This is a genomic window from Streptomyces sp. NPDC031225 (assembly GCF_055570355.1).
Genome location: NZ_JBVIHJ010000039.1, coordinates 22,640 through 48,168, shown reverse-complemented (window position 1 = coordinate 48,168; position 25,529 = coordinate 22,640). Strand labels below are relative to the sequence as shown.

Genomic DNA, 25,529 nt, shown 5'->3' with positions numbered 1-25,529 from the left:
CCCCCCCCCCCCCCCCCCCCCCCCCCCCCCCCCCCCCCCCCCCCCCCCCCCCCCCCCCCCCCCCCCCCCCCCCCCCCCCCCCCCCCCCCCCCCGCACCCGACCCACAACACACCCGCACGCGCTACACAAACCCCCACCGAACCGAAACAGGCCGCCGCAGGCATCAGGGGCGCGGGGAACTGCGCAAAAACGCCCGCCCCCACCGAACCCGCAGGCCGCGTCACGGATCCACCGTCGGAAGCCCTCCCACCGGCCCCGCCCGGTCCAGCAACCCCGTCCGCGCCGCCAACGCCGCCGCCTCCAGCCGCGAACCGACCCCCAGCTTCATCAGCACCCGCTGCACATGGGTCCGAGCCGTGGACGGCGCTATCCCCATGCCCGCCGCGATCAGCCGCGTGTCCTCCCCGTCGGCCACCCGCACCAGCACCTCCACCTCCCGAGGCGTCAGCATCTGGAGCAACCGCTGTCCCTCGTCATCGGGCTGGGCCGCGGGATTGAGCAGTTCGCTGAACGCCCCCTGCAGCAGCTGCGGAGCGACCGCCGCCTCCCCCGCCCGGGCCTTCATGATCGCCCGCTCGACCCCCTCGATGCGCTCGTCGTGCCGCACATAGCCGGAGGCCCCCGCGGCGAACGCGGCGGCGATCCCGCGAGGACTCGGCACCGGCCCCAGCACCAGCACCGCCACCTGCGGCCGCTCGCGCTTGATCTTCACGATCGGATCGAACATGCCCGGCTCGGCAGGCGTGGCCGTCCCCAGCAGGCACACCTCGGGCGCCCGGCTGATCACCAGCTCCGCCGCCCCCGCGGCAGGCGCCGCCGCCGCGAGCACCCGGTGCCCGCGCAGTTTCAGTGCCGAGGCCAGCGCCTCGGCGAGCAATCGGTGGTCGTCGACCACCATGAGCCGAACTCCCATCGAGCAACCCCCCAGTCCCCCCAATGGATCCGCGTGAATGCCCCACTATGGATGCCCACCGATCCCACGGACAGGGGCCCCCTCCCGGCTCCCCCGCCCTTCATGCCCCCGGAAGCTACACGCTTGTTCGACGTTGCGCTTCCCCTACTGGTGAGAAGTGCCCCGGATCGATGGAATTTCTCGGTTTCGTCTCATTCGCGGTCGAAAGGCCTCACGCGTCCTCGGCGAGTTCCAGCCACCGCATCTCCAGTTCCTCGCGCTCCCCGGCGAGATCCCGCAGTTCGGCGTCGAGCGTGGCCACCTTCGCGAAGTCAGTGGCGTGGTCGGCGATCTGACCGTGCAGCTTCGCCTCCCTCTCGGAGACCTTGTCGAGCTGCCGCTCGATCTTCTGGAGCTCCTTCTTGGCGGCCCGCTGATCGGCGGCGCTCTTCTCGGCGACGGGCTTGTCCACCACAGGCACCGCCGAGGCCGCCGACGCGGCCGCCGCCGCTTCCATCCGCTGCCGTCGCTCCAGGTACTCGTCGATGCCGCGCGGCAGCATCCGCAGGCTCGCGTCGCCGAGCAGCGCGAAGACCCGGTCCGTGGTCCGCTCGACGAAGAACCGGTCGTGGGAGATGACGATCATCGAGCCGGGCCAGCTGTCGAGTACGTCCTCCAGCTGGGTCAGGGTCTCGATGTCGAGGTCGTTCGTCGGCTCGTCGAGGAAGAGCACGTTCGGCTCGTCCATGAGCAGCCGCAGCAGCTGCAGCCGCCGCCGCTCACCGCCGGACAGGTCCCCGACGGGCGTCCACTGCTTCTCCTTGTTGAAGCCGAACGTCTCGCACAGCTGCCCGGCGGTCATCTCGCGCCCCTTGCCGAGGTCGACGCGCTCGCGCACCTGCTGCACGGCCTCCAGCACCCGCAGCGTGGGTTTGAGTTCGGTGACCTCCTGCGAGAGGTAGGCCAGCTTGACGGTCCTGCCGACGGAGACCCGCCCGGCCGCGGGCTGGGTCTCGCCCTCGGTGCGCGCGGCCTCGGCCATGGCCCGCAGCAGCGACGTCTTGCCGGCCCCGTTGACCCCGACGAGACCGATCCGGTCCCCCGGGCCGAGCTGCCATGTCACATGCTTCAGCAGCACCTTGGGCCCGGCCTGGACGGTCACGTCCTCCAGGTCGAACACCGTCTTGCCCAGCCGCGAGGACGCGAACTTCATCAGCTCGCTGCTGTCCCGCGGCGGCGGCACGTCGGCGATGAGCTCGTTGGCGGCCTCGACGCGGAACCGCGGCTTGGACGTCCGCGCGGGGGCGCCGCGCCGGAGCCAGGCCAGCTCCTTGCGGACGAGGTTCTGCCGCTTGGTCTCCTCGGTGGCGGCGATGCGCTCGCGCTCGGCACGTGCGAAGACGTAGTCGGAGTACCCGCCCTCGTACTCGAAGACGTCGCCCTTCTGCACGTCCCACATGCGCGTGCAGACCTGGTCGAGGAACCACCGGTCGTGGGTGACGCACACGAGTGCGGACCGGCGCTCGCGCAGGTGCTTGGCCAGCCAGGAGATGCCCTCGACGTCGAGGTGGTTGGTGGGCTCGTCGAGGACGACAAGGTCCTGTTCCTCGATGAGCAGCTTGGCGAGGGCGATACGGCGGCGCTCGCCACCGGAGAGAGGCGCGATGACGGTGTCGAGCCCCTGCGGGAAGCCGGGCAGGTCGAGTCCGCCGAACAGGCCGGTGAGCACGTCCCGGATCTTGGCGTTGCCCGCCCACTCGTGGTCGGCCATGTCCCGGATGACCTCGTGCCGGACGGTGGCGGTCGGGTCGAGGGAGTCGTGCTGGGTGAGCACGCCGATGCGCAGCCCGCCGGAGTGCGTGACGCGTCCGGTGTCGGCGTCCTCCAGCTTGGCGAGCATGCGGATCAGGGTCGTCTTGCCGTCGCCGTTGCGGCCCACGACTCCGATGCGATCGCCCTCGGAGACGCCGAGCGAGACACCGTCCAGCAGGGCACGGGTGCCGTACACCTTGCTGACGTTCTCGACATTGACCAGATTGACGGCCATTACTCTCCTGATTCGGGGGATCGATCGACCCTCCAGGGTAGTCCGACGCCTACGCCCCGATCACCGTCGCACCCGGCACCGGTCCCGACGCGGTCCGTACGGTCCGGCAGGTGCCGGAGGCCCGCAGTGCGTCGGCGATCTTCGCCGCCGACTCGTTGTCGCGGGCGAGGAACGCCGTGGTCGGCCCCGAGCCCGAGACGAGCCCGGCGAGGGCGCCCGCGACGCTGCCCGCCGCGAGGGTGTCGGTGAGCTCGGGGAAGAGCGAGAGGGCGGCGGGCTGGAGGTCGTTGGAGACGGCGGCGGCGAGTGCCTCCGGGTCGCCTGCGGCCAGGGCGTCGAGCAGGTGCTCGGAGGCGACGGGTTCGGGGACGACGAGGCCCTCGGTGAGCCGGTCGAACTCCCGGAAGACGGCCGGGGTCGACAGCCCGCGCTCCGCCATCGCGAACACCCACGAGAAGTCGCCGCCGACGTCCAGCGTCCTGAGCTTCTCCCCGCGTCCCGTCCCGAGTGCGGCCCCGCCGACCAGGCTGAACGGCACGTCGCTGCCCAACTCGGCGCAGATGTCGAGCAGTTCCTCCCGGGAGGCGCCCGTCCCCCACAGCGCGTCGCAGGCCAGCAGCGCGCCGGCCCCGTCCGCGCTGCCGCCGGCCATGCCGCCGGCGACGGGGATGTCCTTGGCGATGTGCAGGTGCACGGCGGGTTCGATGCCGTTGCGGCCTGCGAGGGCGATCGCCGCGCGGGCCGCCAGGTTCGTGCGGTCGAGGGGTACCTGACCGGCGTCCGGCCCCTCGCAGGTGACACGGAGTTCGTCGGCGGGCGTCACGGTCACCTCGTCGTGGAGGCCGACCGCGAGGAAGACGTTGGCCAGGTCGTGGAAGCCGTCGGGGCGGGCGGCGCCCACCGCGAGCTGGACGTTGACCTTGGCGGGGACGCGGACGGTGACGCTCACTGCTGGACCGGCTCCTTGTTTTCCGCGATGCGTGCGAACTCCTCGACGGTGAGCGACTCCCCACGCGCCTGGGGCGAGATCCCGGCCGCCACGAGGGCCGTCTCGGCGGCGGCCGCCGAGCCCGCCCATCCGGCGAGGGCGGCCCGCAGGGTCTTGCGTCGCTGGGCGAAGGCGGCGTCGACGACGGCGAACACCTCGCGCTTGGACGCGGTCGTCTTCACCGGCTCGGTCCTTCGGGTGAGCGCGACGAGCCCGCTGTCGACGTTCGGCGCGGGCCAGAACACGTTGCGGCCGATCGACCCGGCCCGCTTGACCTCGGCATGCCAGTTGGCCTTCACGGACGGGACGCCGTACACCTTCGACCCGGGCGGCGCGGCGAGCCGGTCGGCGACCTCGGCCTGGACCATGACGAGGGTGCGCTCGATGCTCGGGAAGGTGTCGAGCATGTGCAGCAGCACGGGTACGGCGACGTTGTACGGCAGGTTCGCGACCAGCGCGGTGGGCGCGGGGCCCGGCAGCTCGGTCACCTGCATGGCGTCGCGGTGCACGAGGTCGAACCGCCCGGCCCGGTGCGGCATGCGCGCGGCGACGGTGGCCGGGAGCGCGGACGCCAGGACGTCGTCGATCTCGACGGCGACGACGCGGTCGGCGGCCTCCAGGAGGGCGAGGGTGAGCGAGCCGAGGCCGGGTCCCACCTCGACGACCACGTCGTCGTCCCGTACGCCGGCGGTCCGCACGATCCGGCGGACCGTGTTGGCGTCGATCACGAAGTTCTGGCCGCGCTGCTTGGTGGGTCGTACGCCGAGGGCGGCCGCGAGTTCGCGGATGTCGGCGGCGCCGAAGAGGGTGTCTGGGGAGGGGCTGCTCACGTGGACAGCCTAACTGCGGTCCGGACCCCCTCATCCGTGCAGGCGGGCCCCGCAGTGCGGCCACGGGCTCGCCCCGCGCCGTACGTACAGCTTCTTCGCGCGGAACGTCTGTTCCGCCGCCGGTGCGTCCTGGGGGCGGCCCGAGCCGCCGAGGCCCTGCCAGGTCCTCGTGTCGAACTGGTACAGCCCGCCGTACGTCCCGGAGGGGTCCTGTGCGTCGGGCCGCCCTCCGGACTCGCACACCGCGAGGCCCTGCCAGTCGAGCTGGTCGGCGCCCTGCACGGACGTGGGCATCGGTTTCGTCCCCACCTTCACGATCTGTTCCCGGGGTTCCCGGACCACCTCGGTGCGGATCCGCCGCGGCTTCTGCTTCACGCCGTTGACGGTCCGCAGGGAGTACGTGATCCGCCGCATCCCGGGTACGCCCGCCTGCTCGACGACCTCCGTGCCCTTGAACACGGAGGGGTCGTCCGTGCGCTCCTCGCGGAACGGGATCTGTTCCTCCCGCACTTCCTGCGTCCCGGTGATCCGCAGCACCGTGACGGTCTGTCCGTCGCGCGGAAAGCTCGCCGCCGGCACCGAGGTGGTGTCCATCCCGCTGAGCGTGACCCCGGCCTCCTCGACGACCTCTTCGACCGTGGCCGCGTTCGTGCGGACCGTCCGGGCCCGGCCGTCCGCCATGACGGTCACGGAGCGCTCGGTCCGCACGTCCAGCGCGAGCCCCTCCCGCCCGATCCGCCGGGAGGGCGAGGTGGACACGTACGCGCCCTCGGCCCGCACCCCCAGCTCTTCGAGCGCCCCCCGCACGGTCTGTGCCGTGGTCCACACCTCACGCCGTTGCCCGTCGAGCGTGAGCCGCAGGGGACGCCCGTAGCGCACCGCGACCTCGTCACCGCTGGCGAGCGGGTCGCCGGGCCCGGGCGCGATCACGTCGTGCGCACCCACCGCGACGCCCTCCTCGGCGAGGAGTTCACCCACGTCGTCCGCGAAGGTGTGGAGGGTGCGCGGCTTGCCGTCGACGGTCAGCTCGATCGCCTTGTCCTCGGCGACGAACGCGGTGGTGCCGCCCGCGAGGAAGACGACGACGAGTGCCTGGGGAAGGAGGCGGCGCATCGCGCTGTCGGGCCGCTCCGCGTCCCGCGTCCTGCGCCGTCGCGCGGCCCGCCCCGCCCCGGCACGCGCTCCCGGGACCTGCTGGTGCGGGAGCGCGGGCTCCGGCACCTCGTAGGCGGGCCGGTAGGTGTCCTCGTACGGCGCCGTGTACATCCCGTACACGAGGGTCTCCGCGGTGTTGTGCGGCTCGACGGGGGGCGCGTCGAAACCGCCGTACGCCTGTGTTCCGTACGGCTCGGTGGGTCCGTACGGGTCATACGACTCGTAGGTCTCGTACGTCTCGTACTGCGACTGCGAGTTGCTCACGCCGACACGCTCCAGGGGCCGAGGGGTCCAGCGGGGTCCGGATCGGGCCCACAGAACCTAGCGGAGCGGCGGTCACTCTCCAAAGTGGCGCAGCTACCCGGAGTTACGTTCGACCGGGTCAGTATCCGAAGGCGCGTGCGGTGTTGGCGGCGAGTGCCGTGGCCAGAGTGTCCTCGTCGATGCCGCGCACGGCGGCCATGGCACGGACCGTGACCGGAACGAGATAGGGGGCGTTGGGCCGTCCGCGGTACGGCGCCGGGGTCAGGAAGGGCGCGTCGGTCTCCACGAGGAGGAGTTCGAGGGGGGCCACGGCGACCGCGTCCCGCAGGTTCTGGGCGTTCTTGAAGGTGACGTTGCCGGCGAAGGACATGAAGTAGCCCTCGCGCGCGCACAGTTCCGCCATCTCGGCGTCGCCGGAGTAGCAGTGGAAGACGGTGCGCTCGGGGGCGCCCTCCTCCTTCAGCACGCGCAGGACGTCGGCGTGGGCGTCGCGGTCGTGGATGACGAGGGCCTTGCCGTGCCTCTTGGCCATCTCGATATGGGCGCGGAAGGAGGCCTCCTGCGCCTCCTTGCCCTCGGGCCCGGTGCGGAAGTGGTCGAGGCCTGTCTCGCCGACGCCCTTGACCTGCGGAAGGGCCGCGAGGCGGTCGATCTCGGCGAGCGCGTCGTCGAGCGCCCCCGTGCCCCCCGCCGCGCGCTCCCCCTGCCGGGACCAGCCGTCGGGGTCGCCGTGGACGATGCGCGGGGCCTCGTTGGGGTGCAGGGCGACGGCGGCGTGGACGGCGTCGTACCGGGCCGCGGTCTGAGCCGCCCACTGCGAGCCGCGGACGTCGCAGCCGACCTGGACGACCGTGGTCACCCCCACCGACGCGGCTTTCGCGAGCTTCTCCTCCACGGTCCCGTCCTGCATGTCCAGGTGGGTGTGGGAGTCGGCGACCGGTACCCGCAGGGGCTCCGGGAGCGGTGGCGCCGCGTTCTTCTCGCGGGGGCTGTTCGAAGGCATGCCCCGATCCTACGAAAGGGGCACGCCCGCCCGGGTCCGGATCCGGGACTGTGGCGGAGGGCGGTCAGCTCGCCTTGCGCTGGAAGACGTGCAGGAGGTCGGACAGGTGCCAGTGGTGCTGATCCACCGAGCCGTCGGCGGTCACCGGTACCTCCACAGGCCCGGCGGGGGGCGTGCGGTGCTGCCGGAGCGCGGCGTCACGGGCGGACGCGACCCGGCCGGGCCGCATGATCCGCACGACGTGGTTGTCGCAGTTCGCACACGTGGGCCGGGAGAGCGGGGAGGGCACGATCTGCCCGCTCACCATGTACTGCACGAATTCGCGGCCGCCGCCGTCGATGTGGTGCTCGATCTCGTACGACTGCTCCCACCCGTGCCCGCAGCGCATGCAGGCGAAGGAGTAGGACTCGTTGACGACTGCCGTGGCACCGGGGTGCCCTGCGATCTCGCTCATGCCAGCTCCTGTGTGTCCGCTGGAGTGGAGGACGGGTACGTCCCTCACCCCAGTGGACGCCTCCGCAGGCACCTGCGCGACAGCCCTGTCGAGTGTTGGAGGCGATTTGGGCGTTCCTTGCCAAACGGCCCCGCCACGCCGTGCGGGGCTTTGCATTCCGAGGCACCCCTTTGGCATGCACTTGGGGCGCACGCTCAGAAGACGTGCGCCCTGCTCAGAGGGGGTGTGACCCACCTCATCCGGGCGCGTCAGGGAGCGGTGTTCTTCGCGGCGACGACCGCATCGAAAACGACCCGCTTGGGCACTCCCGCCTCCACGGCCACCGCGGCGATCGCCTCCTTGCGGCGCTCCCCGGCCTCCTCCCGCACCCGCACCCTGCGCACCAGTTCCGCGTCGTCGATCTCCTCGCCGCCCTTCTCGGGCGCCCCCTCGACCACGACGGTGATCTCGCCCCGGACCCCCTCGGCGGCCCACTCGGCAAGGAAGCCCAGCGTCCCGCGCTTGACCTCCTCGTACGTCTTCGTCAGCTCCCGGCACACGGCCGCCCGCCGCTCCGTCCCGAACGCCTCGGCCATCGCCGCGAGGGTGTCGTCGAGGCGGTGCGGGGCCTCGAAGTACACGAGGGTGCGCCGCTCCCCCGCGACCTCCCGCAGGCGTGAGAGCCGTTCGCCGGCCTTGCGCGGCAGGAACCCCTCGAAGCAGAACCGGTCCACGGGCAGCCCGGACAGCGCGAGCGCGGTGAGCACCGCGGAGGGGCCCGGTACGGCGGTGACCCGGAGGTCCTTCTCGACGGCGGCGGCGACCAGCCGGTAGCCGGGGTCGGACACCGACGGCATCCCGGCGTCCGTGACGAGCAACACACGTGCGCCGCCGAGGAGTTCCTCGACGAGTTCGGGCGTGCGGGCCGCCTCGTTGCCCTCGAAGTACGACACCACGCGCCCCTTGGGCGTGACGCCCAGCGCCTGGGTCAGGCGCCGCAGCCGACGGGTGTCCTCCGCGGCCACGACGTCGGCCCCGGCCAGCTCCTGCGCGAGCCGGGGCGGGGCGTCGGCGACGTCGCCGATGGGGGTTCCGGCAAGGACCAGGGTTCCGGGCTCAACTGTCACGCGGCCCATCCTCCCAGGGGCCGCCGGATCCGGACGCATCCGCGTCTGTCCCACCCATGCACGGGACGCACACAGCGGTGTTCCCTACGATGGCGCGGTGACCAGTACCGCGTCCTCCACGGACACCCGGCAGGACCAGGCCCCCCAGGACCGGCGGCCGTCGTGGCAGCAGAGGCTGCGCCGATTCGGCTATCAGGCCCAGGACAGAAGCGATGTGCGCGAGCGCCTGGTGCCGCCCTATGTCGAGCCCAGCCCGCGGATGTGGCAGGTCCTGGGCGTGCCCGGGGCGCTCGCCGAGCGCGTCATGCGCTGGTCGGGCTGGCTGGGGCCGCTGTCGGTGACGCTGGTGGCGGGCCTGATGCGGTTCTGGAACCTGGGCAGCCCGAAGAAGGTGATATTCGACGAGACGTACTACGCGAAGGACGCGTGGGCGCTCGTCCACCGCGGCTTCGAGCTCAGCTGGGGCAAGAACGTCGACAGCCAGCTCCTGTCCTCGAACGGGCACGTCGCGCTGCCGACGGACGCCGCCTATGTCGTGCATCCGCCGGTCGGCAAGTACGTCATCGGGCTCGGCGAGCTGATCTTCGGGTTCGATCCGTTCGGCTGGCGGTTCATGACGGCGCTGCTCGGCACGCTGTCGGTGCTGATCGTGTGCCGGGTGGGCCGCCGTCTCTTCCGCTCCACGTTCCTGGGCTGTCTCGCGGGCGCCCTGATGACCGTGGACGGCCTGGCCTTCGTGATGGCGCGGACCGCGTTGCTCGACGGTGTGCTGATGTTCTTCGTGCTGGCCGCGTTCGCCTGTCTGGTCGTCGACCGCGACCGGGCACGGGAGAAACTCGCGGCGGCGCTGCCGGTCGACGCCGACGGGTTCGTGCGCCCCGACGCGGGGATCGCGGACACCCTCCGGCTCGGCTGGCGGCCGTACCGCTGGCTGGCGGGTCTGCTGCTCGGCCTGGCCATGGGCACCAAGTGGAACGGCCTGTTCTTCCTCATCGCCTTCGGCGTCATGACGGTGCTGTGGGATGTCGCCTCCCGCCGGGTCGCGGGGGCGCGGCACCCGTACCAGGCGGTCATCAACCACGACCTCGGCATCGCGTTCCTGGCCATGGTGCCGGTCGCGTTCGTCACCTACCTCACCTCGTGGATCGGCTGGATCCTCTCCCCCGCGGACGGCACCGGCGGCTACTACCGCAACTGGGCCGCGACCGACGGCAAGGGCGGCAGCTGGACCTTCCTGCCCGACTGGTGGCGCAGCCTGATCCACTACGAGCACGAGGTCTACAAGTTCAACGTCGGCCTCTCCTCGCCGCACACGTACATGTCCAACCCGTGGAGCTGGCTCGTCGACAGCCGGCCGGTCTCGTACTTCTACGAGTCGCCCTCGCCCGGCACCGACGGCTGCCCGGCGGACGCGGGGGCGAAGTGTGCCCGCGAGGTCCTCGCGATCGGCACCCCGCTCCTGTGGTGGACGGCCTGCTTCGCGGTCCTCTACGTCCTGTGGCGCTGGTTCTTCCGCCGCGACTGGCGCGCGGGCGCCATCGCCTGCGGTATCGCGGCCGGTTACCTGCCCTGGTTCAACTACCAGGAGCGCACGATCTTCTTCTTCTACACGATCGTCTTCCTCCCCTTCCTCTGCCTGGCCGTGGCCATGCTCCTCGGCGCCCTCATCGGCCCCCCACGCGCCACCGACACCCGCCGCGTGGCCGGCGCGACCGCGGCCGGAGTCCTGGTCCTCCTGATCGCCTGGAACTTCATCTACTTCTGGCCCCTGTACACCGGGACGGCGATCCCGATCGACAGCTGGCGGTCGCGGATGTGGCTGGATACGTGGGTCTAGGGGGCCGATATTCACGTATGTGATTGAGCACCCGCTCCGACGAATCGGGAAACTCCCGCCCCGGGTGTCACACCTCCCGCCTAGAGTGCCCACAACAACGGGGTAATCGGGGAGGGGGCCAAACCATGGCCAAGGGGGTGAAGGTCGCTGTCGTCAGCACGGTGTTCGCCGTGATGGTCGGCGGGGCCGGATACGGGGCGTACAACGTCGTGTCGGCGTTGAGCGACGACGGGGGAAGCGGTTCGGGTGGCGTCAGGAGCGGGCCGCCCGATGCCGACGAGATCGCGAAGACGTCGAAGGACTTCTTCGCGGCCTGGGAGAAGGGCGACGCGGCGAGCGCGGCGTCGCTCACGAACAACAGCGCCGCGGCCGAGGTGCTGCTGGCGGGCTACAAGACGGACGCGCACATCGGTGCCGTACGCATCACGCCCGGCAAGGCGGCCGGCGCCACCGTGCCGTACAGCGTGAAGGCGACGGTGTCGTACGACGGGAAGTCGAAACCGCTCGCGTACAGGAGCAAGTTGACCGTCGTGCGCGGGGTGACCACCGGCAAGGCGCTGGTCGACTGGCAGCCCTCCGTGGTGTATCCGCGACTGAAGGCGGAGGACAGGCTCGTCACCGGCGAGTCCGCGAGCCCGTCCATCGAGGCGCTGGACCGGGGCGGCAAGGTCCTGACCAAGGAGAAGTACCCCTCCCTCGGGCCGGTCCTGGACGCCCTGCGGGAGAAGTACGGGGCCGAGGCCGGCGGCACCCCCGGCATCGAGCTGGTCGTCAAGCACCCGGACGAGACGCCCGACACCTCGCTGCTGACCCTCGCCGAGGGCAAGGCGGGCAAGCTGGAGACCACGCTCAGCGCGACCGCGCAGGCCGCCGCCGAGAAGGCCGTGAAGCTGTACCGGCAGTCCTCGGTGGTCGCCGTCAAGCCCAGCACCGGCGAGGTGCTGGCGGTGGCCAACAACCGTACGGACGCCTTCAACGCGGCCTTCGAGGGAACCAAGGCCCCCGGCTCCACCATGAAGATCATCACCGCCGCGATGCTCATCGACAACGGCGTGACCTCGATGAACGGCCCGGCACCCTGTCCGGACAGTGCCGTGTGGCAGGGACAGACCTTCAAGAACCTCACCGGCATGCAGCCCAACGAGGGCGCCACGCTGGCCAACAGCTTCATGCGGTCCTGCAACACCGCCTTCATCAAGCTCATCGACGAGAAGCCGCTCACCGACGACTCGCTGGCGCTGGAGGCCCAGAACCGGTTCGGGATCGGCGAGGACTGGAAGACCGGCGTCGTCTCCTTCGACGGCAAGGTCCCCGCGGTCGGCGGCCCGGACCGGGCGGCGGGCGCGATAGGCCAGGGCCAGGTCCAGATGAACCCGCTGAACATGGCCTCGGTGACGGCCACCGCGATCACCGGCGACTTCCGCCAGCCCTACCTGGTCCCGCCCGGGCTCGACGACCGGAAACTGGCCACCGCGAAGGGGCTGCCGTACAACACGGCCTCCCAGCTGAAGCAGATGATGCGGCTGACCGCGACCCAGGGCACCGGCGCGAAGGCGATGGCGGGGCTCGGCGGGGACATCGGCGCGAAGACCGGTTCCGCGGAGGTCGACGGACAGCAGGTGTCCAACAGCTGGTTCACCGGTTTCCGCAACGACGTGGCCGCGGCGGCCATGACGGAGGAGGGCGGCCACGGCGGCGACGCGGCGGGTCCGATTGTCGCAGCTGTGCTACGAGCCGCAGGCTGACGTCACCCGCGCAGGGCAGGGACTCTAGGCTGTGGCCGTCGTTGGGATGTATGAGGGCGACGATGACCCTGGGACAGCGCGGAGGCGTGGATCGTGGGTAACAGAAGGCGCGTCGCCGAGCGACGGAAGACCAGGCCCGCCGTGGTCGGCGGGATGATCGCCGTTGTCGTCGTGGGCGCCGGTCTCGGTGTCTACGCGCTGTACGGCGCCGGGGCGGCGGCCGACGACCGGACGCAGAACACGTCCGCGGCCGCCGACCACAAGCCGAAGGTCAAGACCGGTCCGCTGTCGGCTGCCGAGGTGACCTCCACCGCGACCACCTTCCTCACCTCCTGGCAGCAGGGCAGGGTCACCACGGCTGCGGCCGCGACCAGTGACACCGCGGCCGCCACCGCCCTCCTCACCGGCTACACCAAGGACGCCCACATCACCGGCGTCACCCTCACCCCGGGCACCCGCACCGGCGGCAAGGTGCCGTTCTCCGTGAAGGCCACGGTGACGTACAAGGGCCTCACCAAGCCGCTGGTGTACGGCAGTTCACTCACCGTCGTCCGCAACACGAGCACCGGGAAGCCGCAGGTCCACTGGTCCGCCTCGGTCGTCCACCCCGATCTGAAGGACGGCGACACCCTGGTCACCGGCGAGTCCGGGACGCCGCCCATCAAGGCCGTCGACCGGGACGGCGGCGAGCTGACCGCCGCCAAGTACCCGTCCCTGGGCACGGTGCTGGACGGGCTGCGCGAGAAGTACGGCAAGAAGGCCGGCGGCAAGGCGGGCATCGAACTGCGGGTGGTCCGCGGCAAGGCGTCCGGGTCCGCCAAGGCCAAGGCCGAGGACTCCGACAAGACCCTGGTGGAGCTCAGCAAGGGCACCCCGGGCACCGTGAGGACGACGCTGAACCCGACGCTCCAGGCGGCGGCGGAGCGGCAGGTCACGACGCAGGCCCGGTCCTCCGTGGTCGTCCTGCGGCCCTCGACCGGTGAGATCCTCGCCGTGGCCAACGCCAACCCGGGCTTCAACACCGCCTTCCAGGGCTCTCTCGCCCCGGGCTCCACGATGAAGGTCGTCACCTCCTCGCTGCTGATCGAGAAGGACCTCGCGTCGCCGGACAAGGCGCACCCCTGCCCGAAGTACTTCACGTACGGCGGCTGGAAGTTCCAGAACGACGACAAGTTCGAGATCAAGGGCGGCACCTTCAAGGCGAGCTTCGCCCGCTCCTGCAACACCGCCTTCATCAGCCAGGCGGGCAAGCTGGACAACGACAGCCTGACCAAGCAGGCCCAGCAGGTCTTCGGTCTGTCCATGGACAACTGGGCGATCGGCGTCCCGTCCTTCGACGGCTCGGTCCCGGTGCAGAGCGCGGCCCAGAAGGCGGCCTCGCTCATCGGCCAGGGCGGGGTGCGCATGAACCCGCTGAACATGGCGTCGGTCTCCGCCACCGTCGAGTCGGGCACCTTCAAGCAGCCCTACCTGGTCTCCCCGACGGTCGACGGCCGCACGCTGGCCACGGCCTCGCGCACGATGTCCGCGGGCACGCTGGCGCAGCTGCGTGAGCTGATGGCGTACACGGCGGGCTACGGTACGGCGGCCGAGGCGATGTCCGGGGTCTACGGCAACGTCGGCGCGAAGACCGGTTCCGCGGAGGTCGACGGGCAGAAGAAGCCCAACGGCTGGTTCACCGCGTACCGGGGCGACCTCGCGGCGGCGGGGGTCGCCCAGGCGGGCGGCCACGGCGGCGACACGGCGGGCCCGATCGTGGCGGCCCTGCTGAAGATCGGCGGTTAGTTCCCCACGGGCGCGGCGGCCATGTAGGTGCGGCGCAGGAACCTCAGCAGTGCCTTCTGCTCGAACTGCACCACCGACACGCCCTGCGGGGAGTGGAACTCCATCACGGCCTGTACCCGGCCGCACGGCCACACCCGTACCTCGCCGCTGCCGGCCGGAGCCCGCAGGCCCTGCTCCAGCAGAGCGCGGGAGAAGGTCCACTCGTGGGTGCCCGGCAGGCCGACGCGTACCGAGCGGGGGTCGCTCTCGGGGTCGTAGCGCAGGACCACCGGGACCGCCTCGTCCTCCGCGATGTCCGCGTCCGAGACGATGTGGGCTCGTGCGTACTGTTCGACGACAGACATCGTGACGACCCTCTCACGCTGCGTAACCTGTGCGGAAGCTGTGCATCCATTCCTTCTCCAGCGTCGCACATTTCCCGGATCACGGCCCCGGGGCCGCAAGCATGCCATTCGCTGTTCGCGTCACCCCTCTCTTGCAAAAGGTTCGCAACAAGCCACATCATGCAACGGTGCATGTGCCTGACGGATTCATAGACGCCCCCATCTCGGCCGCGACCGCCGTGGTCGCCGCGACCGCCGTGGCGGTGAGCCTGCGCGGCGCCCGCCGCGAACTGGACGAGCGCACCGCGCCCCTGGCGGGCCTGGTCGCCGCGTTCATCTTCGCCGTACAGATGCTGAACTTCCCGGTCGCCGCCGGGACCAGCGGCCACCTGCTCGGCGGGGCGCTGGCCGCGATCCTCGTGGGCCCGTACACAGGGGTCCTGTGCGTGTCCGTGGTCCTGCTCATGCAGGGCATCCTGTTCGCGGACGGCGGTCTGACCGCGCTCGGCGTGAACATCACCGACATGGCCGTCGTCACCACGGTCGTCGCGTACGCCGTCTTCCGCGGGCTCGTGAAGGTGCTCCCGCGCAGGCGCAGTTCGATCACGGCCGCCTCCTTCGTCGCCGCGGTGCTCTCGGTGCCCGCCGCGGCCGTCGCCTTCACCCTGATCTACGCGGTCGGCGGCACCACCGACGTCTCCATCGGCAAGGTCGCCACCGCGATGATCGGCGTCCACGTCCTCATCGGCATCGGAGAGGCGGCCATCACCGCGCTCACCGTGGGCGCCGTCGTCGCCGTACGCCCCGACCTGGTGTACGGCGCGCGCGGACTGGAGCAGAAGCTCCGGCTGCGGGTGAACGGCGAGCTCGTCGACGTGCCCGCCGCCGAGAAGACCCCGGTCACCGCCCGTTCGCACCGCACGGTGTGGATCGCGGGGCTCGTGACCTCCCTGGTCCTCGCCGGGTTCGTCAGCTTCTACGCGTCCGCGAACCCCGACGGTCTGGAGAAGGTCGCCGCCGACAAGGGCATCGACGCCAAGGCCGAGAAGCACGCCAACGCGGACTCCCCGCTCGCCGACTACGGCGTGAAGGACGTCGATGACGCCCGCCTGTCCGGGGGACTGGCGGGCGTCATCGGCGTCGGTGTCACCGTCGTCGCGGGCAGCACGGTGTTCTGGGCGGTGCGCAGGCGGCGCGGCGCCGACACCACTCCCGTCGGCACCGGCGTCTGACATGGGTGCCGGACACGCACACAAGCTCTACCGGCACGGGCACTCGCCGGTGCACGCCCTGCCGCCGCACACGAAGCTCGCGGCGGTCCTCGCCTTCGTAGTCGTCGTGGTCTCGACACCGCGGGAGGCGATGTGGGCGTTCGCCCTGTACGCCGCCCTCCTGGGCGTGGTCGCGTACGTCGCCCGGGTGCCCGCCGCCTTCCTGCTGAGGCGGCTGCTGATCGAGGTGCCGTTCGTGGCGTTCGCGGTGCTCATGCCGTTCGTCGCGGAGGGCGACCGGGTCGAGGTGCTCGGCACGTCCCTGAGCGTGAGCGGACTGTGGGGCGCCTGGAACGTGCTCGCGAAGGGCACCCTGGGCGTCGCCGCGTCGGTCCTGCTGGCGTCCACCACCGAACTGCGCGAACTGCTCCTCGGCCTGCAACGGCTCAGGCTCCCGCCGCTCCTCGTCCAGATCGCGTCCTTCATGATCCGCTACGGCGACGTCATCACGGACGAGATGCGGCGGATGCGGATCGCGCGGGAGTCGCGCGGGTTCGAGGCGAGCGGCGTCAGGCACTGGGGCGTCCTCGCGAAGTCGGCCGGCGCGCTGTTCATCCGCTCCTACGAACGCGGCGAGCGGGTGCACCTGGCCATGGTCAGCCGGGGGTACGCCGGTTCGATGCCGGTGATCGACGAGGTGACCGCGTCCCGGACGCAGTGGTCGTACGCCTTCGCACTCCCCGTCGCCGCCCTCGTCGTCTGCGTGTTGGGATGGACCCTGTGACACCTTCCCTCGAAGTGGCCGGTCTGGCCTACGCGTACCCCGACGGACACCAGGCCCTCTTCGGCGTGGACTTCTCGATCGCGCGCGGCGAGCGGGTCGCGCTGCTCGGCCCGAACGGCGCCGGCAAGACGACCCTCGTGCTGCACCTCAACGGCATCCTGGGCGGCGGGGTGGGCTCGGTACGGGTCGCCGGGCTCCCGGTCGGCAAGCAGCACATGGCGGAGATCCGGCGCCGGGTCGGCATCGTCTTCCAGGACCCCGACGACCAGCTCTTCATGCCGACCGTGCGCGAGGACGTGGCGTTCGGACCGGCGGCGGCCGGGCTCCGGGGGCCCGAGCTGGAGGAGCGCGTGCGGACCGCCCTGGAGCGGGTCGGCATGGCGGACTTCGCCCAAAGGCCCCCGCACCACCTCTCCTTCGGCCAGCGCCGCCGGGTGGCGGTGGCGACCGTACTGGCGATGGAGCCGGAGATCCTGGTCCTGGACGAGCCCTCCTCCAATCTCGACCCGGCCTCCCGCCGTGAACTCGCCGACATCCTGCGCTCGTTGGACGTGACCGTGCTGATGGTCACGCACGACCTGCCGTACGCCCTGGAGCTGTGCCCGCGCTCCCTGATCCTGAGCGAGGGCACCATCGTCGCGGACGGCAGGACCAGCGAACTCCTCGCCGACGACGAGCTGATGCGGGCCCACCGGCTGGAGCTGCCCTTCGGATTCGATCCGCGGTCCGTGACAATGGGCGCGTGACGAACGAAGAGGACGCCGGGTCGCTGCTCCTTGACGACCAGTTGTGCTTCGCGCTGTACGCCGCCCAGCGCGCGGTGACGGCCGCGTACCGGCCGCTCCTCGACGAGCTCGGGGTCACCTATCCGCAGTACCTGGTGCTGCTGGTGCTGTGGGAACGCGGGGAGACCACCGTGAAGGAGCTGGCGGGAGCGCTGCGGCTGGACTACGGCACGGTGTCGCCGTTGCTCAAGCGGCTGGAGGGCGCGGGGCTGGTACGCCGGGAGCGCGCGGCGGCCGACGAGCGCTCGGTTCTCGTGGCGTGCACGGAGCGCGCGGAGGAACTCCGGGAGCGCGCGGCCCGCGTCCCCGGCGCTCTCCTGTCCGCGACGGGGCTCGACTCCGAGGAGATCGCGAGGTTGCGCCAGGAGTTGTGGGGGCTCGCTGAGAGAGCGAACGAGGCTTCCGAGCGCCCTCGCTGACCTCCTGTTACCCGAGGTTGCCACCCCCTGGTAGTCCAGCCCTCACCTACCGGCCGGTACCTTGTGCACGATGTACTTGCGCGCACTTGTTCCTTGGGGGGCCAGCCATGAGTGACGACACCGCCGTCGACACAGCCGTCGACACCCGTCCGACGAAGATCATGTACGTCGCCGAGGCCACCGCGCACGGCGGCCGCAACGGCTACGTCACCAGTCAGGACGGCCAGATCGAGCTGAAGGTCGCCATGCCACCGGCGCTCGGCGGGGACGGCAACGGCACCAATCCGGAGCAGCTGTTCGCCGCCGGATACAGCTCCTGCTTCCACAACGCGCTGATCCTCGTCGGCAACCGCATGGGCTACGACCTGAGCGGCTCCACCGTCGCCGCGAAGGTCGGCATCGGCCCCAACAGGCACCGCGGCTACGGCCTCGCCGTCGCCCTGAGCGTCTCCCTCCCGATCCTCGACGCGGGCATCGCGGCGAAGCTGGTGGACGCGGCCCACGAGGTCTGCCCGTACTCGAACGCGACCCGGGGGAACATCGACGTGACGATCCTGCTTGGGTGAGAGGGAGACACCCGCACGCAGGAGGAGCACGGACGTGGACGTGAACGGCACCGTCGCCGAGGGCTTCGAACCGGTCAGGGACGCGTTCGCGCGGAACTTCGAGGCGCTCGGGGACCGGGGCGCGGCGGTCGCCGTGTACCGGGACGGGCGCAGGGTCGTCGACCTGTGGGCCGGCACCAGGGACGTCGACGGCACCGAGCCCTGGCAGCGCGGCACCGCGCAGCTCGTGCGCTCGGCGACCAAGGGCGTCGCCGCCGCCGTACCCCTGCTGCTGCGCCAGCGGGGGCTGCTGGACCTGGACGCGCCGGTGGCCGAGTACTGGCCCGAGTTCAAGGCACGCGGCAAGGAGCGGGTCCTGGTCCGGCATGTGCTGGGCCACCGGGCCGGACTGCCGGTGCTGGACCGGCCGCTCACCCCGCAGGAGGCCCTGGACCCAGTGAAGGGCCCCGAGGCGGTCGCCGCGCAGACGCCGGTCTGGGAGCCGGGCACGGACCACGGGTACCACGCGCTGACGTACGGCTGGATGCTGGACGAACTGGTGCGCAGGGTGACCGGGCTCGGCGCCGGCGCGTGGATCGCGCGGGAGATCGCCGGGCCGCTCGGGGCCGGGTTCTGGCTCGGGCTGCCGGAGGCGGAGAAGGCAGCCGGGCGGGCGGGACGGGTCGGCCGGATCGAGACGCCGGAGCCGACCGGCGCCCTGCACGCCCGCCCCAAGCGGTCCGTCACCGAGGCCTACGCGGATCCCGGCTCCCTCACCCGCCGCGCCTTCGCCGCGATCACCCCCTTCCCCGACCAGAACGATCCGGCGTACCGGGCGAGCGCCCTGCCCGCGACCAACGGGATCGCGACGGCCGACGGCCTGGCCCGGATCTACGCGGCGCTGATCGGTGACGTCGACGGCGGCGTGCGGCTGTTCACCCCGGCCACCGTGGAGGCGGCCCGCACCGAGGAGTCGGCGGGCCCCGATCGCGTACTGGTCGTCAACACCCGCTTCGGCCCGGGGTACATGCTGCACGGCAGCGCGTCCCCGCTGCTCGGCCCCGGCTCCTTCGGGCACCCCGGCCGCGGCGGCTCCCTCGGCTTCGCCGACCCGGACACGGGCATCGCCTTCGGCTATGTCACCAACGGCTTCCGCAAGACGGTCACGGCGGACCCGCGAGCACAGGCGCTGGTGCGGGCGGTACGGGCGACCCTGTGACCCCGTGTCCTCCCGGCGTCCGGTCACGGGGTCCCGGAGGCCGGGAGGGGTCAGGCCGGCTCAGCCGTCGGACTCCGCGGAGGGCAGGTAGGGCCGTTCGGGCCGACCAGGCCGTGGATCCGGCCCCGCGTCACCTCCAGGTCGACGCCGGCGAGTGCCACCACGTCACCGAAGCACTTGGCGATCCCGCGGGCCCGGACTGCGGGGCGTGTGTCCATGAGTCCCTCGAGTCCCTTCTTCAGCGCCCACTGGGACCTTTTGATCGGGGTTTGGGGAGCGCTTGACGCGAGCGCGCGGGAGGACGGCGACCGGCAGAAGCCGCAGCACCCTCAGATCTCGCTCAGGAGATCAGCGGAACTCCCGCTGACCTCCGGCCGCGCCATAGGCTCACATCCCGCCTGCCCGCCACGACGAAAGACACGGGTGAGAGTCACATGCTCAAGCTGTCGCTCCCGCTGAGAGCGCTCACGGCAGCAGCGGGGGGATTGGCGGCAGCGGCCGCCCTGGCGGGCTGCGCCGGTGGCCAAGGCGGCACCGGGACCCCGCCGTCCCCTTCCGCCCCCTCCCCTACGAGGTCGTCGGCCTTCGACCGTGTCCAACACGTCCCGGGCGAGTCCGTGACGAAGGCCCCGGCCTACCCGGGCGGCAAGGCCCTCATCGAGAAGGCGAACGCCCGGGGCAGCAAGAGATCGACATTCCGGGCGGGTTGAAGGCCGGCCTCCTGTCGATCCTCGTGAACTGCCAGGGAGACGGAACACTGACCGTCTCCGTGAAACCGGTCGGGCTGAGCTTCCCCCTCACCTGCGTGAAGGAGGAGACCAGCAGCATCATGAACGAGATGGACCTGCCAAGCCCCCGATCGCACGGCACGGTGACGGTCACAGCTCCGTCCGGCGTCCGCTGGGCGCTCACCGTCGGCCAACAGCCGGGAGGACGTGCAGCGGGGCGGCCATGAGAGCGAGCGTGACGTACGGGAACCGCCTCACCCGGCGTGCAGCATCAGCCCGATGCCCACCACGAGCAGCCCGGCCGCCGCGATCCTCGGCGCCCCGAACCGCTCCTTGAAGAAGACGGCGCCGATGGCCGCGCCGACGATGATCGAGGACTCGCGCAGCGCCGCGATCGGGGCGAGTTCCGCCTTGGTCTGGGCCCACAGGACGAGCCCGTACGCGGTGACGGACAGGGCGGCGCCGAGCAGACCGACGCCCGCGTAGGGCCGTAGGACGGGGATGAACTGCCCGCGCCACCGCCAGAGGGCGTACGCCGGGATCGCCAGGCCCTCCATCGCCATCAGCCAGGCGATGTACCCGAGCGAGGAGCCGGAGGCACGCACGCCGAGGCCGTCGACGACCGTGTACGCGGCGATGCTCAGCCCGGTCGCCAACGCGGCCCCGATGGCCGCCCAGTTGGGCCTGCGCCCCCGCAGCCCCCACAGGGCGACGCCGGTGAGTCCCGCGCAGGACACGGCGATTCCGGCGGCCGCCCAGCCGTTCGGCACCTCATGGGCGAAGAGTGCGGCGAGCAGCGTCACGACCAGGGGCGCGGTGCCGCGCGCGATCGGGTAGGCCTGCCCGAAGTCGCCGAGCCGGAAGGACTTCATCAGCAGGACGTAGTACACGAGGTGGATGAACGCCGAGGCGAACAGATACGGCCACGCTCCCGATGCCGGTACGGGCACGAACGGCATGAACGCCAGGCCGATCAGCATCCCCCCGCCCGCGATCAGCGTGAACCCGACCAGCTTGTCGGTGATCCGGTGCGCGATCGCATTCCAACTGGCGTGCGTGACCGCGGCGAACAGGACGGCCGCGGTGACGAGCGGGGTCACGGGGTGTGGTCTCGGACGTCCACCAGGGTGGCGCCGGCGTGGGCCACGAGATCCTTGGGCGGCATCGGGAACACGGCGTGCGGATTGCCCGCCGCGGCCCACACGATGTCGTGGTCGAGCAGCGAACGGTCCGCGAGCACCCGGGTCCTCGTGCGGTGCCCGAACGGCGGCACACCCCCGATGGCGTACCCGGTCGCCTCCCGGACGACGTCCGCCTTGGCCCGTGTGACCTTCTCGGCGCCGAGTTCCTCCCGGACCCGTTCGAGGTCGACGCACGAGGCCCCGTCCATCAGCACCAGCACGGGCACCCCGTCGGCAGCGAAGATCAGCGACTTGCAGATCTGACTCAGCTCGCACCCGATCGCGGCGGCGGCCTCGGCGGCGGTACGGGTGGCGTCGGGGAAGCGGCGGACCCGCGCGGTGACCTCGTCGAGGCCCAGCTCACGGAGGGTTTCGGCGAAACGGGGGTGGGCTCCGGACTCGGAAGACGTCATGCCCGGCAGGTTAGCTGCCGGATACAGACGTCACGAAACGAATTCCGGCCGGCACATGTTTCCTCCGCCGTGGGCGGGCGCGATGTCGGCACGCCCGGCACCCGAGGCGTGCCGCCGCCGTCCCCCGTCGTGCAGGATGCTGCGATGACCCCAGAGCCCGCCCCGTCTCCCGCCGTACGCCCCTACCGCCCCGAGGACCGCGAAGCGCTCGGCGACATCTGCGTCCGTACCGCGCACGTGGGCCGGGACAGCCGGCCGCACTACACCGACCCGAGCGTCTTCACCGCGGCCTTCGCGGCGCCGTACGTCCATCTCGAACCGGAGCTGGCCTTCGTCCTGGACGACGGGGAGGGACGGGCCGTCGGGTACGTCCTCGGCACCGCCGACACGCCCCGGTTCGTCCAGGACTACCGCGCGAAGTGGCTGCCCCTCGTGGCCGGCCGCTATCCGGAGCCCGAGGGCGAGCCGCGCACGCCGGACGAGGAGATCGTCGCACTGCTGCACCGCCCCGAGCGGATGCTCGTGTCCGAAGTCGCCGCGTATCCCGCCCACTTGCACATCGACCTGCTCCCGCAGTGGCAGGGGCGCGGGTACGGCCGGGCGCTCATGGAGGCGTTCCTGCGCGCCCTGCACGAGCGGGGCGTGGCCGCCGTACACCTGTCGATGGTGAGCGCCAACATCCCCGCCCGTGCCTTCTACGACCGTCTCGGCTTCCACGAGATCGTCGTACCGGATGCCGGGCCGGTCACGTATCTCGGGCGCGGCACGGCACCAGAAGGCCGGTGAGGGCACCCGCACCCCTCACCGGCCGACTCCCTCACACCGCGTGCGTCAGACGCGGACCAGTTCCCGGTCCTGGTCCGGATCCGTGTCCTTCTCGGCCGGGGCGCGCAGGCCCTCGCCCTCGACGTCGACGTTGGGCAGCGCGCGGTCCAGCCACTTCGGCAGCCACCAGGCACGGCTGCCGAGCAGCGCCAGCACCGCAGGGACGATCGCCATGCGGACGACGAAGGCGTCGAAGAAGACGGCGATCGCGAGGCCGAAGCCGATCATCTTGATCATCGACTCGCCGGAGCTGATGAAGCCTCCGAAGACGGCCATCATGATGACCGCGGCGGCGACCACGACCCGGGCGCTGTGCCGGAACCCGGTCACGATGGCCTGGCTCGGGGACTCGCCGTGGACGTACGCCTCGCGCACGCGGGTCACGAGGAACACCTCGTAGTCCATCGCGAGGCCGAAGACCACGCCCACCATGAAGATCGGCATCATCGACATGATCGGGCCGGTCTCCTCGACGCCGAGCAGTCCGCCGAGCCAGCCCCACTGGAAGACCGCGACCACGGCGCCGAGCGCGGCGAGTACCGAGAGAAGGAAGCCGAGGGCCGCCTTCAGCGGGACCAGGATCGAGCGGAAGACCACGATCAGGAGGAGGAAGGCGAGGCCGACGACCAGGGCCAGGTACGGGATCAGGGCGTCCGTGAGCTTCTGCGAGAAGTCGATGTTCATCGCGGTGGTGCCGGTGACCAGGACGTCGGCGTCCGACTTGGACGCGACCTCGTCACGGATGGCGTGCACCAGGTCCTGGGTCCGGACCGAGGACGGCTTGGACTGGGGGACGACCGTGATGGTCGCGGTGTCGCCCGCCTTGTTGAAGGTCGCCGGGGTGACCGTCACGACGTCCTTGAGCCCCTTGATCCCGTCGGCCACCGTGGCGGCCGCGGCCTTGGGGTCGTCGCTGCCCTTGGCGTCGACCACGATCATCAGGGGACCGTTGAAGCCGGGGCCGAAGCCGTCCGAGAGCAGGTCGTAGGCGCGGCGCTGGGTCGTGGACGTCGGCTGCGAACCGTCGTCGGGCAGGCCCAGTTCCAACTGGCTGACCGGCAGGGCGATCGCGCCCAGGCCGACCACGCCGAGCAGCAGCACGGCGACCGGGCGGCGGATGACGAAGCTCGCCCAGCGGACGCCGAGGTTGGGCTTCGAGGGCTCCTCCTCAAGGGACTTCTTGCGCTTCTCGCCCGCCGGGCGCACCATGCGGCCGGTGTAGCCGAGCAGCGCCGGGATCATGGTCAGCGCGATGAGGACGGCGATCACGACCGTGCCCGCCGCGGCGAGGCCCATCTTGGTCAGCATCGGCACGCCGACGACCGAGAGTCCGGCCAGCGCGATCACGACCGTGAGGCCGGCGAAGACCACCGCGGACCCGGCGGTGCCGGTGGCCCGGCCGACCGCCTCCTCCCGGTCCCGGCCCGCGGCCAGCTCGCCGCGGTAGCGGGAGACGATGAACAGCGCGTAGTCGATGCCGACCGCGAGGCCGATCATCCCCGCGAGCGTGGAGGTGTTGTCGCCGAGGTCGAGCGCGTTGGCGAGGACGGCGATGGTGGAGACGCCGATCGCGACGCCGATGATCGCCGTCAGCAGCGGAAGCCCGGCCGCGACCAGTGAGCCCAGGGTGATGACCAGGACGACCGCGGCGAGGGCGAGACCGATGGCCTCACCGATCCCTCCCGCCTCCGGCTGGGCCTGGAGCACGTCACCGCCGACGTCGACGGTAAGTCCGGTGTCCCGGGCCTCGTCGGCCGACTTCTCCAGGGCGTCCCGGGTGGCGTCCTTGAGTTCCATGGTGGGAGCGTCGTAGCGCACCGACGCGTAGGCGACCGTGCCGTCCTTGCTCACCGCGTTCGTGGTGAAGGGGTCGGTGACGGAGACGACCTCGGAGCCGTCGCCCAGTTCCCTGACGGTCTTGGCGACGGTCGCCTTGTTGGCGGCGTCCGTCATCTTCTCGCCCTTGGGCGCCTTGAAGACCATGCGTCCGGTGGCGCCGTCGGCGCTGGCTCCCGGGAAGCGCTGTTCCAGCAGGTCGAAGGCCTTCTGGGCCTCGGTCCCCGGGATGGAGAAGGAGGTGGATCCGGCGGCGGGGGCGGTGGCCGCGCCGATGCCCGCGAGCATCAGCAGGGCCACCCATATGAGGGCGACGAAGTGCCGTCGCCGGAAGGCGAGCCGGCCGAGTTTGTAGAGGAACGTGGCCACGAAGGCGTACTCCCGGTCAGGTCGTGAGGTGTTTCGGAACAGGGTTGATCAACCCGGTGGGTGGCAGGGGTGATCGGCCCGACGACATGAGCGGGTACGTCAGGTGAAGGACTTGCGGGGAGGGTCGGTCAGTCGGTCGGAACGCCGAGGGCGGGGAGGACCACGGCGTCGATGTACGAAAGGAGGAACTCCTGGGTCGGCGGCAGCTCGTCGATCATGGTGCGGGCGGCGAACCCGCCCAGCATCATGTGCATCATGAACTCGATCGACGGGTTGTCGGGGCGCACCTCGCCCCGGTCGATCGCCCGCTGCACCACTCGGCGGAACTCCGCCATCTCGGGTTCGATGAGGTACGCGCGGAACGCGGTCAGGAGATCCGGGTTGCTGTGGACCGCCATGGCCAGACCCCGCATGAGCGCGGAGTTCTGCTCCATCGTGCAGTCGTCCGAGCGCATCGTCAGCGCGTGCAGGTCGCCCTTGAGCGACCCGGTGTCGATCTCGCCGAGACCGATACCGCCCGGCTTGGTGTGCCGCACCGCCCTCGCCACCAGCTCGGCCTTGCCGCCCCACTGGCGGTAGAGCGTGGCCTTGCTGGAACGGGTGCGGGCCGCGACGGCGTCCATGGTGAGGGCGTCGTAGCCGACCTCACGGAGCAGTTCGATGACGGCCCCGTACAGTTCGGCCTCGCGCTCGGGGGTGATCCGACTGCGACGCGTGGTTGTCACCTCGGTCATGTCACTCACCCTTCCGCTCCGGTGCCTTGAACGACACGGTTTCGTACGAC

General features: G+C 71.3%; 23 protein-coding genes and 1 pseudogene. 10 read left to right on the top strand and 14 right to left on the bottom strand.

The window, feature by feature from the left end; translation table 11 throughout:
• Positions 1-221: 221 nt before the first annotated feature.
• The 8 genes from ACZ48Z_RS41870 to rsmI all read right to left on the bottom strand — a co-directional run bounded on the left by ACZ48Z_RS41870 (position 222) and on the right by rsmI (position 8,749).
• Positions 222-914 carry a helix-turn-helix transcriptional regulator gene (locus ACZ48Z_RS41870; protein WP_468741182.1) on the bottom strand — a complete coding sequence of 231 codons (693 nt, stop codon included), beginning with the start codon at positions 912-914 and terminating at the stop codon, positions 222-224.
• A 211-nt stretch (positions 915-1,125) separates the two neighbouring features.
• Positions 1,126-2,940 (bottom strand): ABC-F family ATP-binding cassette domain-containing protein, encoded by a 1,815-nt coding sequence (locus ACZ48Z_RS41865; RefSeq protein WP_468741181.1) that lies wholly within the window; start codon positions 2,938-2,940, stop codon positions 1,126-1,128.
• 49 nt (positions 2,941-2,989) lie between these two features.
• Positions 2,990-3,889: a 4-(cytidine 5'-diphospho)-2-C-methyl-D-erythritol kinase gene (locus ACZ48Z_RS41860; RefSeq protein WP_468741180.1), complete on the bottom strand. Its 900-nt coding sequence runs from the start codon at positions 3,887-3,889 to the stop codon at positions 2,990-2,992.
• The gene (gene rsmA, locus ACZ48Z_RS41855; protein ID WP_468741179.1) at positions 3,886-4,758 is read right to left on the bottom strand and encodes a 16S rRNA (adenine(1518)-N(6)/adenine(1519)-N(6))-dimethyltransferase RsmA; all 873 of its coding nucleotides are present in this window, start codon (positions 4,756-4,758) and stop codon (positions 3,886-3,888) included. The genes ACZ48Z_RS41860 and rsmA overlap by 4 nt, the downstream gene beginning before the upstream one ends.
• A gap of 30 nt (positions 4,759-4,788) precedes the next feature.
• Positions 4,789-6,177, bottom strand: coding sequence for a ubiquitin-like domain-containing protein (locus tag ACZ48Z_RS41850; protein WP_468741178.1), 1,389 nt, complete (start codon positions 6,175-6,177; stop codon positions 4,789-4,791).
• A 118-nt stretch (positions 6,178-6,295) separates the two neighbouring features.
• Complete coding sequence (locus tag ACZ48Z_RS41845) at positions 6,296-7,180, bottom strand: TatD family hydrolase (protein ID WP_468741177.1); 885 nt, start codon at positions 7,178-7,180, stop codon at positions 6,296-6,298.
• 64 nt (positions 7,181-7,244) lie between these two features.
• Positions 7,245-7,634, bottom strand: a complete 390-nt coding sequence (locus ACZ48Z_RS41840; protein ID WP_468741176.1) for a hypothetical protein — start codon at positions 7,632-7,634, stop codon at positions 7,245-7,247.
• Between the two features lie 248 nt (positions 7,635-7,882).
• Positions 7,883-8,749, bottom strand: coding sequence for a 16S rRNA (cytidine(1402)-2'-O)-methyltransferase (gene rsmI / locus ACZ48Z_RS41835; protein ID WP_468741175.1), 867 nt, complete (start codon positions 8,747-8,749; stop codon positions 7,883-7,885).
• 88 nt (positions 8,750-8,837) lie between these two features.
• On the opposite strand from rsmI, the gene ACZ48Z_RS41830 reads away from it, so the two are divergent.
• The 3 genes from ACZ48Z_RS41830 to ACZ48Z_RS41820 all read left to right on the top strand — a co-directional run bounded on the left by ACZ48Z_RS41830 (position 8,838) and on the right by ACZ48Z_RS41820 (position 14,107).
• Positions 8,838-10,577, top strand: coding sequence for a dolichyl-phosphate-mannose--protein mannosyltransferase (locus ACZ48Z_RS41830; protein ID WP_468741174.1), 1,740 nt, complete (start codon positions 8,838-8,840; stop codon positions 10,575-10,577).
• Between the two features lie 125 nt (positions 10,578-10,702).
• The gene (locus tag ACZ48Z_RS41825; protein WP_468741173.1) at positions 10,703-12,322 is read left to right on the top strand and encodes a penicillin-binding transpeptidase domain-containing protein; all 1,620 of its coding nucleotides are present in this window, start codon (positions 10,703-10,705) and stop codon (positions 12,320-12,322) included.
• A gap of 93 nt (positions 12,323-12,415) precedes the next feature.
• Entirely contained in the window at positions 12,416-14,107 is a 1,692-nt protein-coding gene (locus tag ACZ48Z_RS41820; RefSeq protein WP_468741172.1) for a penicillin-binding transpeptidase domain-containing protein, read from the top strand.
• Here the strand turns inward: ACZ48Z_RS41820 and ACZ48Z_RS41815 are convergent.
• Positions 14,104-14,451, bottom strand: coding sequence for an SsgA family sporulation/cell division regulator (locus ACZ48Z_RS41815; RefSeq protein WP_468741171.1), 348 nt, complete (start codon positions 14,449-14,451; stop codon positions 14,104-14,106). The genes ACZ48Z_RS41820 and ACZ48Z_RS41815 overlap by 4 nt on opposite strands.
• 167 nt (positions 14,452-14,618) lie before the next feature.
• Between ACZ48Z_RS41815 and ACZ48Z_RS41810 the strand changes: the two genes are divergently transcribed.
• From ACZ48Z_RS41810 to ACZ48Z_RS41785, 6 genes are all read left to right on the top strand, one after another.
• Positions 14,619-15,662 (top strand): energy-coupling factor ABC transporter permease, encoded by a 1,044-nt coding sequence (locus tag ACZ48Z_RS41810; RefSeq protein ID WP_468741170.1) that lies wholly within the window; start codon positions 14,619-14,621, stop codon positions 15,660-15,662.
• A gap of 1 nt (position 15,663) precedes the next feature.
• Positions 15,664-16,425 carry a cobalt ECF transporter T component CbiQ gene (cbiQ, locus tag ACZ48Z_RS41805; RefSeq protein WP_468741169.1) on the top strand — a complete coding sequence of 254 codons (762 nt, stop codon included), beginning with the start codon at positions 15,664-15,666 and terminating at the stop codon, positions 16,423-16,425.
• Positions 16,413-17,171, top strand: a complete 759-nt coding sequence (locus tag ACZ48Z_RS41800; protein ID WP_468741168.1) for an energy-coupling factor ABC transporter ATP-binding protein — start codon at positions 16,413-16,415, stop codon at positions 17,169-17,171. The genes cbiQ and ACZ48Z_RS41800 overlap by 13 nt, the downstream gene beginning before the upstream one ends.
• Positions 17,168-17,629 (top strand): MarR family winged helix-turn-helix transcriptional regulator, encoded by a 462-nt coding sequence (locus tag ACZ48Z_RS41795; RefSeq protein WP_468741167.1) that lies wholly within the window; start codon positions 17,168-17,170, stop codon positions 17,627-17,629. The genes ACZ48Z_RS41800 and ACZ48Z_RS41795 overlap by 4 nt, the downstream gene beginning before the upstream one ends.
• 107 nt (positions 17,630-17,736) lie before the next feature.
• Positions 17,737-18,195: an organic hydroperoxide resistance protein gene (locus ACZ48Z_RS41790; RefSeq protein WP_468741166.1), complete on the top strand. Its 459-nt coding sequence runs from the start codon at positions 17,737-17,739 to the stop codon at positions 18,193-18,195.
• A gap of 34 nt (positions 18,196-18,229) precedes the next feature.
• Positions 18,230-19,393 (top strand): serine hydrolase domain-containing protein, encoded by a 1,164-nt coding sequence (locus tag ACZ48Z_RS41785; RefSeq protein ID WP_468741165.1) that lies wholly within the window; start codon positions 18,230-18,232, stop codon positions 19,391-19,393.
• 92 nt (positions 19,394-19,485) lie between these two features.
• On the opposite strand, the pseudogene ACZ48Z_RS41780 reads toward ACZ48Z_RS41785, so the two are convergent.
• From ACZ48Z_RS41780 to ACZ48Z_RS41770, 3 genes and pseudogenes are all read right to left on the bottom strand, one after another.
• Positions 19,486-19,611, bottom strand: a pseudogene (locus ACZ48Z_RS41780) (ABC transporter ATP-binding protein); the annotation flags it as partial.
• Positions 19,612-20,375: 764 nt separating this feature from the next.
• Positions 20,376-21,221, bottom strand: a complete 846-nt coding sequence (locus ACZ48Z_RS41775; RefSeq protein WP_468741164.1) for an EamA family transporter — start codon at positions 21,219-21,221, stop codon at positions 20,376-20,378.
• Complete coding sequence (locus ACZ48Z_RS41770) at positions 21,218-21,715, bottom strand: YbaK/EbsC family protein (protein WP_468741163.1); 498 nt, start codon at positions 21,713-21,715, stop codon at positions 21,218-21,220. The genes ACZ48Z_RS41775 and ACZ48Z_RS41770 overlap by 4 nt, the downstream gene beginning before the upstream one ends.
• Positions 21,716-21,859: 144 nt before the next feature.
• On the opposite strand from ACZ48Z_RS41770, the gene ACZ48Z_RS41765 reads away from it, so the two are divergent.
• Positions 21,860-22,501, top strand: a complete 642-nt coding sequence (locus ACZ48Z_RS41765) for a GNAT family N-acetyltransferase (RefSeq protein ID WP_468741162.1) — start codon at positions 21,860-21,862, stop codon at positions 22,499-22,501.
• A 45-nt stretch (positions 22,502-22,546) separates the two neighbouring features.
• Here the strand turns inward: ACZ48Z_RS41765 and ACZ48Z_RS41760 are convergent, their stop codons facing one another.
• Together ACZ48Z_RS41760 and ACZ48Z_RS41755 are read right to left on the bottom strand one after the other, a co-directional pair.
• Positions 22,547-24,745 carry an MMPL family transporter gene (locus ACZ48Z_RS41760; RefSeq protein ID WP_468741161.1) on the bottom strand — a complete coding sequence of 733 codons (2,199 nt, stop codon included), beginning with the start codon at positions 24,743-24,745 and terminating at the stop codon, positions 22,547-22,549.
• A 128-nt stretch (positions 24,746-24,873) separates the two neighbouring features.
• Positions 24,874-25,479, bottom strand: coding sequence for a TetR/AcrR family transcriptional regulator (locus ACZ48Z_RS41755; RefSeq protein ID WP_468741160.1), 606 nt, complete (start codon positions 25,477-25,479; stop codon positions 24,874-24,876).
• Positions 25,480-25,529: the final 50 nt, after the last annotated feature.